Annotated in this window: 12 protein-coding genes and 1 tRNA gene; 8 read left to right on the top strand and 5 right to left on the bottom strand. The window is 61.6% G+C overall.

Annotated features, from left to right (window positions below; genetic code table 11):
* Window positions 1-125: 125 nt before the first annotated feature.
* From ACTJKX_RS17140 to pip, 4 genes are all read left to right on the top strand, one after another.
* Window positions 126-1,316: an amino acid ABC transporter permease gene (locus ACTJKX_RS17140; protein ID WP_311940400.1), complete on the top strand. Its 1,191-nt coding sequence runs from the start codon at window positions 126-128 to the stop codon at window positions 1,314-1,316.
* 4 nt (window positions 1,317-1,320) lie between these two features.
* Window positions 1,321-2,478, top strand: coding sequence for an amino acid ABC transporter permease (locus tag ACTJKX_RS17135; RefSeq protein ID WP_440725974.1), 1,158 nt, complete (start codon window positions 1,321-1,323; stop codon window positions 2,476-2,478).
* An 8-nt stretch (window positions 2,479-2,486) separates the two neighbouring features.
* Window positions 2,487-3,257 carry an amino acid ABC transporter ATP-binding protein gene (locus tag ACTJKX_RS17130; RefSeq protein ID WP_068295475.1) on the top strand — a complete coding sequence of 257 codons (771 nt, stop codon included), beginning with the start codon at window positions 2,487-2,489 and terminating at the stop codon, window positions 3,255-3,257.
* A gap of 133 nt (window positions 3,258-3,390) precedes the next feature.
* The gene (pip, locus tag ACTJKX_RS17125; protein ID WP_367622514.1) at window positions 3,391-4,392 is read left to right on the top strand and encodes a prolyl aminopeptidase; all 1,002 of its coding nucleotides are present in this window, start codon (window positions 3,391-3,393) and stop codon (window positions 4,390-4,392) included.
* 187 nt (window positions 4,393-4,579) lie between these two features.
* Here pip and galE read toward each other — a convergent pair whose 3' ends face one another.
* A complete protein-coding gene (gene galE, locus ACTJKX_RS17120) occupies window positions 4,580-5,557 on the bottom strand; it encodes a UDP-glucose 4-epimerase GalE (RefSeq protein WP_440725973.1) in 978 nt (325 codons plus the stop codon).
* Window positions 5,558-5,794: 237 nt separating this feature from the next.
* On the opposite strand from galE, the gene ACTJKX_RS17115 reads away from it, so the two are divergent.
* Window positions 5,795-7,075 (top strand): DUF3422 family protein, encoded by a 1,281-nt coding sequence (locus tag ACTJKX_RS17115; protein WP_440725972.1) that lies wholly within the window; start codon window positions 5,795-5,797, stop codon window positions 7,073-7,075.
* 126 nt (window positions 7,076-7,201) lie between these two features.
* Here the strand turns inward: ACTJKX_RS17115 and ACTJKX_RS17110 are convergent, their stop codons facing one another.
* Window positions 7,202-7,525: a hypothetical protein gene (locus ACTJKX_RS17110; RefSeq protein ID WP_394309359.1), complete on the bottom strand. Its 324-nt coding sequence runs from the start codon at window positions 7,523-7,525 to the stop codon at window positions 7,202-7,204.
* 806 nt (window positions 7,526-8,331) lie between these two features.
* Between ACTJKX_RS17110 and ACTJKX_RS17105 the strand changes: the two genes are divergently transcribed.
* Both ACTJKX_RS17105 and ACTJKX_RS17100 read left to right on the top strand, forming a co-directional pair.
* Window positions 8,332-8,835 carry an ABZJ_00895 family protein gene (locus tag ACTJKX_RS17105; RefSeq protein WP_311940388.1) on the top strand — a complete coding sequence of 168 codons (504 nt, stop codon included), beginning with the start codon at window positions 8,332-8,334 and terminating at the stop codon, window positions 8,833-8,835.
* A gap of 181 nt (window positions 8,836-9,016) precedes the next feature.
* On the top strand, window positions 9,017-9,265 hold the full coding sequence (locus ACTJKX_RS17100) for a hypothetical protein (protein ID WP_068298675.1): 249 nt from the start codon (window positions 9,017-9,019) through the stop codon (window positions 9,263-9,265).
* Between the two features lie 441 nt (window positions 9,266-9,706).
* Here ACTJKX_RS17100 and ACTJKX_RS17095 read toward each other — a convergent pair whose 3' ends face one another.
* Both ACTJKX_RS17095 and ACTJKX_RS17090 read right to left on the bottom strand, forming a co-directional pair.
* Window positions 9,707-10,561 carry a cupin-like domain-containing protein gene (locus ACTJKX_RS17095; protein ID WP_394309356.1) on the bottom strand — a complete coding sequence of 285 codons (855 nt, stop codon included), beginning with the start codon at window positions 10,559-10,561 and terminating at the stop codon, window positions 9,707-9,709.
* A gap of 773 nt (window positions 10,562-11,334) precedes the next feature.
* A tRNA-Lys gene (locus ACTJKX_RS17090) sits at window positions 11,335-11,410 on the bottom strand.
* Between the two features lie 178 nt (window positions 11,411-11,588).
* Here ACTJKX_RS17090 and ACTJKX_RS17085 point away from each other — a divergent pair.
* Window positions 11,589-13,904, top strand: coding sequence for a xanthine dehydrogenase family protein molybdopterin-binding subunit (locus ACTJKX_RS17085; RefSeq protein WP_367622519.1), 2,316 nt, complete (start codon window positions 11,589-11,591; stop codon window positions 13,902-13,904).
* Window positions 13,905-14,035: 131 nt separating this feature from the next.
* On the opposite strand, the gene ACTJKX_RS17080 is transcribed toward ACTJKX_RS17085, so the two are convergent.
* Window positions 14,036-14,464, bottom strand: a complete 429-nt coding sequence (locus ACTJKX_RS17080; protein WP_440725971.1) for a VOC family protein — start codon at window positions 14,462-14,464, stop codon at window positions 14,036-14,038.
* Between the last annotated feature and the right edge of the window lie 25 nt (window positions 14,465-14,489).

The following is a 14,489-nucleotide window of genomic DNA, read 5'->3' as shown; positions in this document are numbered from 1 at the left end:
CCAATCCGTCGGATTGGCCTGGAAACAAGGTGTTGGGGCAGGAGGCTCAGCCGTGAGTGCATCTTGCTCCAGAGGAATCCGTAAAAAAGGGTGAGGACTATCTGCGTGTTGGGGAGAATGAGACAATGACGTTGGCAGTCGACCGGGGAGACGGCGGCGGGCGTACCCACTGGTTCAACAATCCGAAGTTACGGGCTGTTGTCTTCCAGATCGTGCTGCTGGCAATCGTCTTGCTCATCATCTTGACGGGCGCTTGGAATGCCGTCGAAAACCTGGCCAGGCAGGGCCGTTCGCTTGGCTTTGACTTCCTGGGACGCACGGCGAGCTTCGACATCGGCCAGACGCCGATCGAATATACCTCGCTGTCCACCAATGGCCGCGCGCTGCTGGTCGGCATCACCAACACACTGATCGTCGCCGCTCTCGGCATCATCCTTGCGACGGTCCTGGGTTTCATCATCGGCGTGGCCCGCCTGTCCAACAACTGGATCGTGGCCAAGATCGCCATGGTCTATATCGAGGTCGTGCGCAACATCCCGCTGCTGCTGCAGTTGCTGTTCTGGTATGGCGCCGTGCTCAAGCCCCTGCCGGGCGTGCGCCAGTCGATCACCTTCGGCGAGAGCATCTTTCTCAACAATCGCGGCATCTTCTTTCCGGCGGCCATGCCGCAGGCGGGTGCCGGTCTGGTCGGTGGTGCCTTTCTGGTCGGTGTTCTCGGTGCCATCGGCTTCTCCATCTGGGGCAAACGCAAGCAGATGGAGACTGGCAAGCGGCCACCGGTGCTGCTGGTCAATCTGGCGCTGGTCATCGGCCTGCCGCTGCTGGCCTTCTTCGCTTCCGGCATGCCTTTCACCATGGATTACCCCAAGGTCGGCGGCTTCAACGTCACCGGCGGTTTCCGGCTGCAGCCCGAATTCGTGGCGCTGCTCCTGGGCCTGACCATCTACACCGCGGCCTTCATCGCCGAGACGGTGCGCTCGGGCATCCGCGGCGTGCCGCATGGCCAGACGGAAGCGTCCGGCGCCCTCGGCCTGCGCTCGAGCCACAATCTGCGCCTGGTGGTGATCCCGCAGGCGATGCGCATCATCGTGCCGCCGCTCGCCAGTCAGTATCTCAACCTGACCAAGAACTCGTCGCTGGCAGTGGCCATCGGCTATCCGGATCTGGTGCAGGTGTTTTCCGGCACGGTGCTCAACAACACCAACCAGGCGATCGAATGCATCGGCATCACCATGGCGGTCTATCTGATCATCAGCCTGTCGATTGCCGGCTTCATGAATTGGTTCAACAAGCGCGTTGCGCTGGTGGAGAGGTAGGGCCATGAGCGACGCAACTTCCGCCGCCGGCAGCCCGGCTTTCGTCTCGACCACGACCTTCGAGCCGCAGCCGCCGCCGGCTGCGACCACCGGCGTGCTCGGCTGGCTGAAAAAGAACCTGTTCTCGTCCGTCACCAACTCCATCCTCACCATTCTGGCGGTGCTGCTGGTGCTCTGGGTGCTGCCGGGCGTCCTGCGCTTCATGATCTTCGATGCCGTCTGGACCGGCACCGACCGCAATGCCTGCCTCGAGGCCAATGTCGGGCGGCATGTCGGTGCCTGCTGGCCGTTCGTCGAGACGCGTCTGCAATATTTCATCTATGGCCAATATCCGGTCGACGAGCGCTGGCGCGTCAACCTCACGGGCCTGCTGGCCGCCATCGGAGTCCTTTGGCTGCTCTGGCCGCGGATCGGGGCGAAGGGCTGGGGCGTTCTCTATTTCTTCGTCGTCTTCCCGCTGCTGGCCTTCTGGCTGCTGGTGGGGGGCTTCTTCGGGCTGGTGCATGTCCCCACCAATCTGTGGGGCGGCATTCTCGTGACGCTGGTGATCGCCGTGGTCGGCATCGTGGCGTCCCTGCCGCTCGGTGTGCTCCTCGCTCTCGGGCGGCGTTCGCGCATGCCCATCGCCCGCACCATCTCGGTCATGTATATCGAGTTCTGGCGCGGCGTGCCGCTGATCACCGTGCTGTTCATGGCCAACGTCATGCTGCCGCTGTTCCTGCCCGAGGGCTGGCGTCCGGATTCGCTGCTGCGCGTGCTCGTCGGAGTGGCGCTGTTCTGGTCGGCCTATATGGCGGAAGTGGTGCGCGGCGGCCTGCAGGCCATTCCCAAGGGCCAGTATGAGGGGGCCCAGGCCCTGGGCCTGAACTACTCCTACATGCTGATCTTCATCATCCTGCCGCAGGCACTGCGCCTGGTGATTCCCAGCATCGTCAACACCTTCATCGCCCTGTTCAAGGACACTACGCTGGTGGCCATCGTGGGCATTTTCGACTTCCTGAAGACGATCGAGGCGTCCATTCCCGATCCGAACTGGGCGACGCCCGTGACCTACTATACGGGCTATGCATTCGCCGCTATCTTCTTCTGGATCTGCTGTTTCTCGATGTCGCGCTACTCGCAGGGCTTGGAGCGTCGTCTCGATACCGGTTACAAACGTTGAGGGGAAAAATGGCTAACGCCGCTCAAAACACTGCTGGAGAACTCAGCCCGATCGCCGTTCAGATCACCGATATGAACAAGTGGTATGGTGAGTTCAACGTTCTCAAGAACATCAACCTCACCGTGAAGCGGGGCGAGCGCATCGTGATCTGCGGGCCGTCGGGCTCAGGCAAATCGACGATGATCCGCTGCATCAATCGCTTGGAGGAACACCAGAAGGGCTCGATCGTCGTCGATGGCATCGAGCTCACCAACGACCTCAAGCGCATCGACGAGGTGCGGCGCGAAGTCGGCATGGTGTTCCAGCACTTCAACCTGTTCCCGCACCTGACCGTGCTGGAGAACTGCACGCTCGCCCCGATCTGGGTGCGCAAGATGTCGAAGGCCGATGCCACCGAAAAGGCGATGCACTTCCTCAAGCGCGTGAAGATTCCCGAGCAGGCCAACAAATATCCGGGCCAGCTTTCGGGCGGCCAGCAGCAGCGCGTGGCGATTGCCCGGGCCCTGTGCATGAATCCCAAGATCATGCTATTCGACGAGCCGACTTCGGCTCTCGATCCGGAAATGGTGAAGGAAGTGCTCGACACTATGGTCGGCCTTGCCAATGACGGCATGACCATGCTGTGCGTCACCCATGAAATGGGCTTTGCCCGCCAAGTTGCGGACCGGGTGATCTTCATGGATGCCGGCCAGATCGTCGAGAGCAACGAGCCCAACGCCTTCTTCTCCAATCCCCAGCACGAGCGCACCAAGCTCTTCCTCAGCCAGATTCTGCACTGAGGATTACAGCGCGGCCGGCCTCGTCGGCCGCAGCCACTTCCGTGGCTGGCTTCCCGCGAAGCCAGCCATTCGCATTGTCAGGGCTTCCCTGCGTCCATCGGCAGGGATCACTTCAGTACGCAGGAATTTCATCATGGCGTTTGATCGCTCGAGCGAGCCCGACGGCACGCCGAGGCGCGGGCTCTATCCCGAAATCGAGGCTTATCGCTCCGGCATGCTCGATGTCGGCGACGGCCATTCCATCTATTGGGAATTGGCCGGCAATCCCGACGGCCTGCCGGTGGCCTTTCTGCATGGCGGCCCGGGCGCCGGCTGTTCGGCCAAGCATCGGCGCCTGTTTGATCCGCGCCACTGGAACATCCTGCTGTTCGACCAGCGCGGATGCGGCCGTTCCCGCCCGCATGCCAATCTCGACGCCAACACCACCTGGCATCTCGTCGCTGACATGGAGCGCCTGCGCAAGGAGGTGCTGAAGGTCGAGCGCTGGAGCCTGTTCGGTGGTTCCTGGGGCTCGACCCTGGCGCTCGCCTATGCGCAGACCCATCCCCAGACGGTGCAGGCACTCATGCTGCGGGGCATCTTCACGCTGCGCCGCATGGAACTCGACTGGTATTATCGCGAGGGCGCTTCCTATTTCTTCCCGGACAAATGGGAAGCCTTCCGCAAGGACCTGCCGCAGGATGCCTGGGCCGATCCGATCCTGACCTATCACCGGCGCCTGACGGGCGACGATGCTGCGGTTCGCTTGGCAGCGGCCCGGGCTTGGAGCGTGTGGGAAGGCGAGACCTCGACCCTGATGCCGGAAGGCCCCGCCACCGGCCATGCCCAGGAACAGTTCGCCCTGGCCTTCGCCCGCATCGAGAATCATTATTTCGTGCATGGCGGCTGGATGGAGGAGGGGCAGTTGCTGCGCGACGCGGGCAAGCTCGCCGATATTCCCGGCACCATCGTACAGGGGCGCTATGACGTGGTCTGTCCGCCGGTCACGGCCTGGGAACTGGCCAAGCGCTGGCCCAAGGCGGAATTGCAGATGGTGGAGGATTCCGGCCATTCCTTCTCCGAGCCGGGCACGCTGCATCGTCTGGTCGAGGCCACAGACAAATATGCACGCCTGCTGGGAACAGACGGAGCTTAATACAACAACTGCATTTGTGGTTCGGCGATTTCGGGATGTCAGCCTCACAGCTCCATCAGGTGATGGAGCGGGGCTGGCATTTAGCCTGCCGGCAAGCGGTTTGTTTCAAGATGCCAGCCGGAGGCCGACACGCCAAATCCTACTCAAATGGAAGCCGCGACTACAGTTTGGAGCCCATTGGCATCGCTCAGCCCGGCGACTTCTCGATCCAGGCCGCGGCACTGGCGACGATGCCATGGAGGTCGCTGTTGGCCGGGGTCCAGCCCAGCACATCGGTTGCCCTGTCGATATTCGCATAGAGGGCGGCCGGGTCGCCGCTGCGACGGGGGCGGGGCTCGATCGGTACCGGGCGTCCGGTGACGGCTTCGATCGCCTTCAGCAGTTCTCGTACAGTGACGCCACGGCCACTGCCGAGATTGAGCGTGAGGCTGCCGCGTCCTGCCTGCAGGTGATCGAGGGCCCGCAGATGTGCATCGGCAATATCGGCGACATGGACGTAGTCGCGCATGGCGGTGCCATCGGCAGTGGCGTAGTCCGTGCCGAATAGCTTGAAGGCGGGGCCGAGGCCCAGGGCAGCCCGGATGGCCTTGGGTATGGCGAGGCTGCTCGTCGCATGCCGCTCGCCGATCTCGCCGTCGGGGTCGGCGCCGGCCGCGTTGAAATAGCGGAGCACCACGCTCTGCAGGCCATAGGCCGCGTCATAGTGCCGGAGAGCCTGCTCGCCGATGAGTTTGGTGGTGCCATAGGGGCTGACGGGCGCCGTGGCAGAGGTTTCGGTCACCGGAAGAGCCGGAGCGTTACCATAGAGGGCGCAGGTCGAGGAGAAGACGATCGGGCAATTGCCGTTGTGCCGGGCTGCCTCGGTCACGGCGAGCGTGCCTGCAACATTGGCCTCATAGCAGGGCGAGGGATTGGTGACCGACGACCCCACGTCGGCATAGGCGGCAAGATGCATGACCGCCTCGGGTCGATGGCGAGCGAAAACGCCGGCCAGCCAGTCCACATCGGTGATGTCGCCCCGTTCGAGGGGCCCCCAGCGTACATGGGCTTCTCTGCCGTTCGAGAGGTCGTCGCAGGCGACGGGGCTGTACCCGGATGAGGCCAGGGTCTTGCAGACATGGCTGCCGATATAGCCGGCGCCCCCGGTGACCAAGATGATACTCACGATGGCTCTCGTGCTCCTGACGGGCGATTGCGACATGCCGGTGTAAGGGCCGCAACCGTCAATTAGAAGCAAAGAATGGGTGTGCCGCGTCAAATGGAGGCGGGCGAGAGCGCTTGTTCAGCCTTTCGCACTGCAACGCTGGCGTGTATTTCCTGCGGGTACGGGTGGGTGAACCAGCAGGCCATGGCCCGGAAATTGCTTCGAAAGGCTCGGCGCAATGGAATTGGAGAAATCACGATGACGGCGATCGGCGTCTCGGAAGCGAGCGAGCCCCCGTTTGTCGACCATCCGGAGCGAGCGGCCATCTATGCCGAATTGCATGCCCGGCCGACGGAGCCGATCGCAACTTCGGCCCGCATCCGCAGGATCGCCTTCATGCCGATGGGCGCCGGACCTTCGCTGGAGGAGGTGGCACGGCGCTTCGTCCTTTTCGCCGGCCAGCCCGAACTGCCCTTCGATGATGCCCGTACACGCCATATCAAGGTGGAACGGGGAGGGCGTAAGGCCACCTTCGAACTCCACAACGAATTTGCGACCCTGACCTGGCAGTCCGATCTCACCGACCGCGAGCCCTGGCCGGAGGATATCGGCCTGGATTGCTTTGCGGGGCTGCAGCGGGTCAGCGCCACGCGTGTCGACCTGACAGAAACCCACACGATCGCGGAAGCGGCGCTGGTCGGCTTCAACCCGGTCAGCCTGTGCTATTCCGAGCTCTATGACGGCAGGGCCCAGGTCGCGACCGACTTCAATCGTGATCGCGACGGCTTCACCCGCTACGAACTCGCGGCCGGCCAGTGCAACGTCTTGCGCCGCGGCGTGCTGGTGCGCCGGCTCCTTGAGATCGAGACCTACAGCAATTTCGTCCTGCTCGGCCTGCCGGTGGCTCGGGCGCTCGGCTCGACGATCCGTCAGTTCGAGGGCGCTGTGAGCCAGGTGATGGGACGCGTCGGCCATGCCCACTCGACCGGGGAGAACCGGGAGGCATTGGAGAGCATCCACGCGCTGTCGGCCGAGGTCGGCCGCAGCATCGAGGAAACCAGCTTCCGTTTCGCGGCGAGCCAGGCCTATGCGGCCGTGCTCGACACCCGTCTGCGGCAGCTCGTCGAGCGACCGATCGGCGAGTTCACCACCATCGACCGCTATCTGACCAATCGGACCACACCGGCGGTAGCCACCTGCCTGGCGACGGAAAAGCGCCTGCAGGCGGTAGCGATGAAGCTGGAACGTTCGGCGGAACTCTTGAACGCCCATATCAGCCTGAGCCTGGAAACCCAGAACCAGACGATTCTCGATACCATTTCGCGCACATCGGAAAGCCAATATCGTCTGCAGGAGACGGTGGAGGGGCTCTCCATCATCGCGATCTCCTACTATGCCCTTGCCATCATCGGCTACATGATCGAGGGCGTCAGCCATATCTGGCATGTCGACAAGGCCATTGCCATGCTGTGCGCGGCGCCGGTGGTGCTGTTCCTGGTCTGGCGCGGCATCAAGAGCCTACGCAAGCGCGCTGCCTGAAGGGCCTATTCGAACTACGCAGAAGGGTAACGAAGGGCTCACGGGCCCTTGGCTCCCTCTGCTGCCGGCCGATGAGGGGGCAATTCGGCAGTATCGGTCGTTTTCGAGGCGGTGTGTCGGCTCCCGTCAACCGTTGGGAATGCATTGGCCGGCGTGATTGGGACGCTGCGATGGCGGACACACGTCGATATTCTTGCGATGCTCCGATGTCTGGCCGACCGAAGCACTCGACACCATGCGTCGGGGATCGAATGCATCGCGACTGGCGTCATTGATGGAGCGGTTGGGTACGCATCTGCGCCACTGATTGAAATGGAAGCCTGGAGCGCAAGCGGAGGCCGTTGCGGGAGCATTCGCCATGGCGGCCTCCTGAGCGGCAAGCCCGGTGGGCGCAAGCGCGACCAGGCACATCAACGCGGCGGGCAGCAGGATAGGGGCTCTGGCGATCATGGAGCGGGCTCGGGTCTGATGGAGATGTGTCGAGATGCACTGCGTGGACCATCGAGATGATCCATGCGCGGCTTAGCCTGTGCCGCGGCACATGGTTGTGCGTTTTCGCACAGGGCGCACATTGCCTCGCTCACTTCTTCCCGACCGAGGATCAGGACAGATGGGCTCGCGTCCTCCGCGAGAAAAAGGTCAATCGCGGTTGCATATGCAAAGGATGGATCGCCCAAAAAGGGGGGGAGGCCCGGGGAGGACGCCTTGCTGAGGTTGTCATCCGGGCCTCCGGGTTCCCGGGGTGGGAACGCCCGTGAGTTAGACTGCTGAAACTTAGATGAGAATTAGACGTCAGGCGCAGTTGGGCCATACATAGGTATTGGCGTTGCATACCTTGATATAAACGAAATTCCCGATCTTGGTATATGGTGAAGAACATTTGGAATACAGTCGAGGTCCAAGGATATGATCCGACGGGGCAATGGCCAGTTTAGCTGCATCGCATCCCTGTCATGCTCTTCGATCTATTGATCGATTGTTGCTTACCGCGCTCCGACCTCGGTGACATCATAGCATCTGAAGATCCCAGCCCGGAATGCCTTGTCGCGTCGGGCTTTTCTTTGGCTATATGCATCATGCTCCCATACGCTTCGATCCGGCGTTCCTATGGAAGCAGAGGTGACGATGCGTTTCGCTTGGAACTGCCTAATCCGAACGTACAACTCATAACAGCAAGGAGAATCAGCTAGAGGGACGCTCGAATGCTGGTTAAGTACAGCCTGCTGAGTTTCGTTTGAGCCTTGGGGGGCTTGTAAGTGGATAGTTACGTTCCAGCGACCAATACCGTTTCATTCGGAGCAGCGGTCTTTCGCTTTTCATGGATATATGTTCTTGCGGCGATCGCCGTCGTGGTCATTGCCTTCTTGCTGGAGGCCTTCTTGCATATCGACATGAGCAAGAATTCCTTCTTGGGGGTGCTGCCCTTGATGACGGCGGGCTCAGGAACCGGAAAATACTATGCCACCCGCACCGGCACGAAACCCAGGGGCGGCAAAGCGTGGCTGATAGCGCTTGTCGGGCTCGTCATATCGCTGGCTTTCAATCTGGCAGTGGTCCTCGGCTTCGTTGCCTTGACCGACAGTTGGCAGGAGCTGGGCAGTCTCGGCTCTTTCCGCCTGCGCGGCGAAGAGCAATGGTTGGTACCCTTGGTGCTCGGTGGGTTGTTCCTGCTCTTTGTCGCCCTGACGCGTCTGTTCCTGTGGATGGGAGCCAATCCCGTCGTGAAGAAGATGCGCAAGGACGCCACCAACGCGTTCTGAAGCAAAACGCAGGAAGCTCTTCCAGCCCGAAGGCCGGAGGGGCAGGTCGTCCTCTTCAGCAGGAGCGGCGAAGGAGTGCTGTCGTCGCGGAGGAACGGCGGGTGTGAATGCCGGACTTGCGTGATCGACATAGCTGCGTCGCAAACATCGGACTATGTTACGCAAGGGCATAGGAGACCTGATGTTCAAACTGTTTTACGACATGTCGATGCTTGCTTTTGAATCGCAGCAGGCCATCTGGCTGCGTACGCTTCGGCTGGCACAGGGTGGCAGCCGTGCCGAGCGCGAGGCCAAGCTGATGATCAGCGAGAAAGTCGCTGCCGCACAGAACGCCGCTGGCAAGCTGATGACGGGCGCGGCGCCTGGTGCCGTGGTTCGAGACTATCGACGCAAGGTTCGGTCCAATGTGAAGCGGCTATCCAAGCCGTGACGGCCGGCGATGGCAGCAGGGCGCAGAGATGGGGTAGCAAGCGGTCTCTTCATCAAGAAATTGGCTGCAATGAATGGCGGAGGCATAGCGGGCCGAGCTCTATCACGCTCCCGTCACACCATTTGGTCTAATCATCGCGCGTTGTCGGCCGTCCCAATACCGGCCCGATACGTCGCATCCGATCTTGGCCCGGCAGGTAGCGTATCGCCGGGCTTTTTCTTTGGTGGCGAACGCCGGGATCAGGGCAGCGTGTCCGTCCAGCTTTTGCGTCCCAGCTTTCGCGTCACGCGCGTATCACGTGATATGAAATTTATCACCGCTGCCTCGCGATTCAGCGAGACAGCAACCACCTTGGCCCGGCGTTCCGACAGCGCCGGGTTTTTCTTTTTGGCAGCCCCATCGATCGCTCGAATGGCGCGCGACCGGAAGGCACCTCGACTTTCAGGCGCGCCCTCGATGGCCGGAAACTTTCTTCAGGAATTGCATGGGCGATTTCAGCCGGGTCATCGGGGAATAGACGATGTCCTGGAAGGTCTTGGGATTGGGCATTTCGAGGGCTGAGACCAGCTTGGCCTTGAGGGCATCCCGTCTCGGGGAGAGGCCGGGCGGTCTGGGCTTCAGCCGGAGCTGACGCAGCATGAAATTAGCCTGATAGATCCTGGCTCGCTGCTCTAACGGGCGCATGCAGAAGGAAATGCTCAGGCTGACCGAGATGTTGCTGCCGTTCTTGACCCAGTGGGGCGCCACCGGCGGATGGTGCACGGCTTCGCCAGGCGTCAGCTTGAAGATCTGGCCGTGGCTCTGCAGTTCGGGCTTGTAGCGCGGGGTGTTGTAGCTGCTGGCATAGAAGCGTTCGAGCTCGATTTCCGGCAGGACTTCGCGATCCCCGGGATCGAACAGGCAGACATCCTTCTCGCCCTGAATCTGGAACAGGAAGTTTGATTCGTGGTCGATATGGAAGGGGGTGGAAATCCCCGGCGAAGTCAGAATCACGGTCAGGGTTGCCCAGGTCACCTCCTGGCGGAACGGACGATCGGCATAGATCCCGATTTCGTCGATGAGCTTGGCCAGAACCCGGGCGTAATCGCCATTGTAGTCCTGCGTACGCGAAAGCCTGATCCAGGAACCGCCCTCGCCGAGGCGCTCGATCACCTCTGTCAGGCGATCATGCTGCGCAGCTTCGGTGAATTTGCTGCTGATCGATTCCTTTTTCAAATCGAGTGCGAGAAAGTCGGCGGCATTGCCACTCTCGATGATGCTGCGAGCAGTTTTGACGATCTCGGGGATCTCGAACAAGCCGCTCCGGCAAAGTGTGTGATGAACTTTGAAAGGTCGAATGTTGTAATTTTCTTTGAATGTTCGTTCGCTGGTCTCGAGTATGTGATCTATTTCAATGGAATTTGATGGCGGTCCTCTCTCTATTTTGCTTTCAAAGGCGATGTTCATGGTCAGTAACTCGCTCTTTCTGGAATGCCCCCAGTCCAGTAACACTGATGATATCACTTGGGTGAAATTTTATAAGGAGTAGAGACGGTGCAAATATTAACTCTTTAGGAGGGTGAATGCCGAAAACATGTCATCATCTGAGATGATTAGTTTCGAAGATTGTCTCGTTGGGGAAAATTCGTTTCCGACATGAAGGATAGTTGGGAATTCAGGTCGTGATAACATCCGAATTCTGGCCAATATACATTACGATGCGGCACCCTGTAGTTATTGCCGATGAATGCAATATTCATCGAGAATGGACCAGCCAGAACTATGGATGCCGTAAGCGCCTGCCGCGGGTCCGGCTTTTTCTCAAGTAAGCTTCCGGGACAGCGCGCCGACTTTTTATTGGGCAACGCCGACATCATCCGGGCTCGATGGCGGCATGATTTACCGGCATCTTCTGCCTCCAGGAGGCTTGTCCGAGCCACAGACCGGCGAGCATCATTGCGCAAATCTCTGCGCCTTGCGCATGACGGGAAGGAAAGTGGAGGGGCCTTACGCGGAGCGGTTCGGTTTGAAACGAAAGAAGGCGCCTCGAAGGGCGCCTTGCTTTTCGTCAGCGATATCAGGAGTTTCGATGGTGGGCGCACTAGGGCTCGAACCTAGGACCCGCTGATTAAGAGTCAGCTGCTCTACCAACTGAGCTATGCGCCCATCGAAACCACCGAAGCGCGACGCGGTGCCGCGTTCGATGGCCGCGATGTAGCAAAGCTCTTTGTGTGTGTCTAGCGTGTGACGGAAAAATTCTTCAGCTTTTTTGAAATTGCGCTTCGGCGTGCTATTCGAAGGCTCTATTCAAAAGCGCCATTCATTAAATCGCCGGAGGTCCCCTATGCCGCCCACCAAATTTGGCGTTGGCCAAGCCGTGCGCCGCAAGGAGGATCAGTCCTTCATCACGGGCGCCGGCCGTTATGTCGACGACGAATCGCGTTCCGGCGTGCTCAGGGCCTATGTCCTGCGCTCTCCCTATGCCCATGCCCGCTTCAGCATCGGTGATCTCTCCGACGCCGCGGCGATGCCGGGTGTCAGGCTGATTCTGACGGCCAATGACCTCGACGGGCTCGGGGACCTGCCATGCCTGGCCTTGATGAAGAACGCCGACGGCTCGCCGCAGCGCCCTCAACCCTATCCGCTTTTGGCGCGTGACGTGGTGCGCCATGTCGGCGATGCGGTGGCTTTCGTGGTCGCCGATTCGCTCACCGAGGCCCGCGATGCCGCCGAGGCGATCCCGGTCGACTATGATTCGCTCGACGCCATCGTCGGATCCGTCGCGGCCCTGGAACCCGGGGCTCCCCTGGTCTGGCCGGAGCACGGCTCGAATCTGGCTTTCGATGCTCAGATCGGCAACACCAAGAAGGTGGCCAAGGCCTTCGACAAGGCGGCACGCGTGGTCTCCCTGGATGTGGTCAACAACCGCCTGGTCGCCAATTACATGGAAACTCGCGGCTGCCTCGCCGAATGGGACGGCAAGCGCTTCACCCTGACGGTCGGCAGTCAGGGCGTGCACTCCATCCGCGATACGCTCGCCAACCATGTCTTCAAGGTCGAGCCCGACAAGGTGCATGTGAAGACCGGCGATGTCGGCGGCGGCTTCGGCACCAAGGCCTTCATGTATCGCGAATATCCGCTCTCGCTGGAGGCGGCGCGGCGTCTGGGCAAACCCGTGAAGTGGTTCGCTGACCGCGCCGAGCATTTCCTCGCCGACACCCAGGGCCGCGACAATATCAGCCGCATCGAGGCAGCGCTGGACCGGCGTTCGCGCATCCTGGCGGTCAAGATCGACATTATCGGTGACCTCGGCGCCTATCTTTCGCAGTTCGGGCCCTTCATTCCCTGGCTCGGCGCCCTGATGGCGACCGGAGCCTATGCAATCGACGCCATGGATGTGCGGGTGCGCGGCGTCTTCACCAACACGCTGCCGGTCGATGCCTATCGCGGTGCCGGCCGGCCGGAGGCAGCCTATCTCATCGAGCGGCTGATGGACGCCATCGCCTTCGAGACCGGGCTTTCGGTCGATACGGTGCGCTCGCGCAATTTCGTCAAGCCGGAGCAGATGCCGTTCAAGGCGCCCACCGGCCGTACCTATGATTCGGGCGAGTTCGAGGGCCACATGCGCAAGGCCATGGAGGTCGCTGGCTGGGGCGACTTCAAGGGCCGCTGGCAGACCTCGAAGAAGGCGGGCAAGTTCCGTGGCATTGGCATGTCCACCTATATCGAGGCCTGCGCCGACGGGCCCAAGGAAGCCGCCAGCGTCACGCTGGAAAAGGACGGTACCGCCACCGTGCTGATCGGCACGCAGACCAACGGGCAGGGTCACCTGACGGCCTACGCCCAGTTCGTCTCGCAATATCTCGATCTGCCGCTGGAGCGTATCAACGTGATCCAGGGCGATTCCGACCTGATCAAGACAGGGGGCGGCACAGGCGGCTCGCGCTCGATCCCGGTGGGCGGCGCGTCCGTGGCCCGAGCCAGCCAGACCCTGGCGGAGAAGCTGAAGACGCTCGCCTCCGACGAGCTCGAGGCCGGCATCGCCGATCTCGAAATCGTCGACGGCCGGGTGCGGGTGGTCGGCACCGACAAGGCGATCGACTTTGCAGCGCTCGCCCGCCTGCCGAAGGCGACGCCGGATCTGCTCAGTGCCGAGACCGACTATCAGCCCGGCGAGGCGACCTATCCCAACGGCACGCATATCTGCGAGCTGGAGATCGACCCGCAGACCGGCGTCACCGATATCCTCGGCTATACCATCGTCGACGATTTCGGCATGGTGGTGAACCCGCTGCTGCTGGAAGGCCAGGTGCATGGCGGCGTGGTGCAGGGTATCGGCCAGGCCTTGCTGGAGCGCACGGTCTATTCGGAAGACGGCCAGTTGCTCACGGCTTCGCTCACCGATTATGCTCTGCCGCGGGCTGACGATCTGCCCTTCATCCATTTCGAGACACGCAACATTCCCTGCAAGAACAATCCGCTCGGCGTCAAGGGCGCCGGCGAGGCCGGCACCATCGGCGCCGCCCCGGCGGTGATGAACGCAGTGATCGATGCGCTCAGGCGCGGCGTCGGCGTCACCAGGCTCGACATGCCGGCGACGCCCGAGGTGGTGTGGCGCACGATCCAGGACGCGCAGGCCAGGAAGCTGGCGGCGGAATAGGGGAAGGCAGCCGCGGCGCCGGCCCCGATTCCGAAAGAAGGTCCAACGCCGCGGATTGTCTCTGCCGCGGCGTTCCTGTCGAAAATCGCTATCTGCTTTCCGGTGGCTTTCGTGACTGCCGCCCTTGCTTTTCAGGGGGCGGCCGGCTCGGATGCCTTCGGCCAATAGGTGCCGAAAGCCCAGATATTGCCTTCCGGATCACGGCAGATGAAGTCGCGGCTGCCATAGTCGCGATCGACAGGTTCTTCCTCGATCTTTGCCCCAGCGGCCTTGGCGCGCTCATAGGCGGCATCGGCGTCGTCGACGGCGATATAGATCGACTTGCCGCCGCCCGATCCCGGCGAGCCGACGATCTTGCAGAAATTGTCATCGCGCGCCGTGCCGAGCATGATCATCGAGGAGCCGAGGGCAAGCTGGGCGTGCTCGACGATGTCGCCCTTGGCGTAGCAGGCGTGCAGGGTGAAGCCGAAGGCCTCCTGCAGCCAGTCGATCATGGCGCGGGCATTGGCGTAGCGCAGGGCCGGGTAGAGGCGTGGGGCTTCGGTCGATGATAGCGGCATGGGGGATGTCTCCGTTTGCGAACCG

Source organism: Labrys sp. 22185, assembly GCF_052045555.1.
Classification (GTDB): domain Bacteria; phylum Pseudomonadota; class Alphaproteobacteria; order Rhizobiales; family Labraceae; genus Labrys; species Labrys neptuniae.
Note: the sequence above shows the minus strand (reverse complement) of the source record. Positions and strands in the feature narration are given on the sequence as shown.

Coding starts and splice junctions, on each gene's coding strand:
- ACTJKX_RS17140 (WP_311940400.1), top strand. CDS start 126: ATGACGTTGGCAGTCGACCGGGGAGACGGCGGCGGGCGTACCCACTGG.
- ACTJKX_RS17135 (WP_440725974.1), top strand. CDS start 1,321: ATGAGCGACGCAACTTCCGCCGCCGGCAGCCCGGCTTTCGTCTCGACC.
- ACTJKX_RS17130 (WP_068295475.1), top strand. CDS start 2,487: ATGGCTAACGCCGCTCAAAACACTGCTGGAGAACTCAGCCCGATCGCC.
- pip (WP_367622514.1), top strand. CDS start 3,391: ATGGCGTTTGATCGCTCGAGCGAGCCCGACGGCACGCCGAGGCGCGGG.
- ACTJKX_RS17115 (WP_440725972.1), top strand. CDS start 5,795: ATGACGGCGATCGGCGTCTCGGAAGCGAGCGAGCCCCCGTTTGTCGAC.
- ACTJKX_RS17110 (WP_394309359.1), bottom strand. CDS start 7,525: ATGATCGCCAGAGCCCCTATCCTGCTGCCCGCCGCGTTGATGTGCCTG.
- ACTJKX_RS17100 (WP_068298675.1), top strand. CDS start 9,017: ATGTTCAAACTGTTTTACGACATGTCGATGCTTGCTTTTGAATCGCAG.
- ACTJKX_RS17085 (WP_367622519.1), top strand. CDS start 11,589: ATGCCGCCCACCAAATTTGGCGTTGGCCAAGCCGTGCGCCGCAAGGAG.
- ACTJKX_RS17080 (WP_440725971.1), bottom strand. CDS start 14,464: ATGCCGCTATCATCGACCGAAGCCCCACGCCTCTACCCGGCCCTGCGC.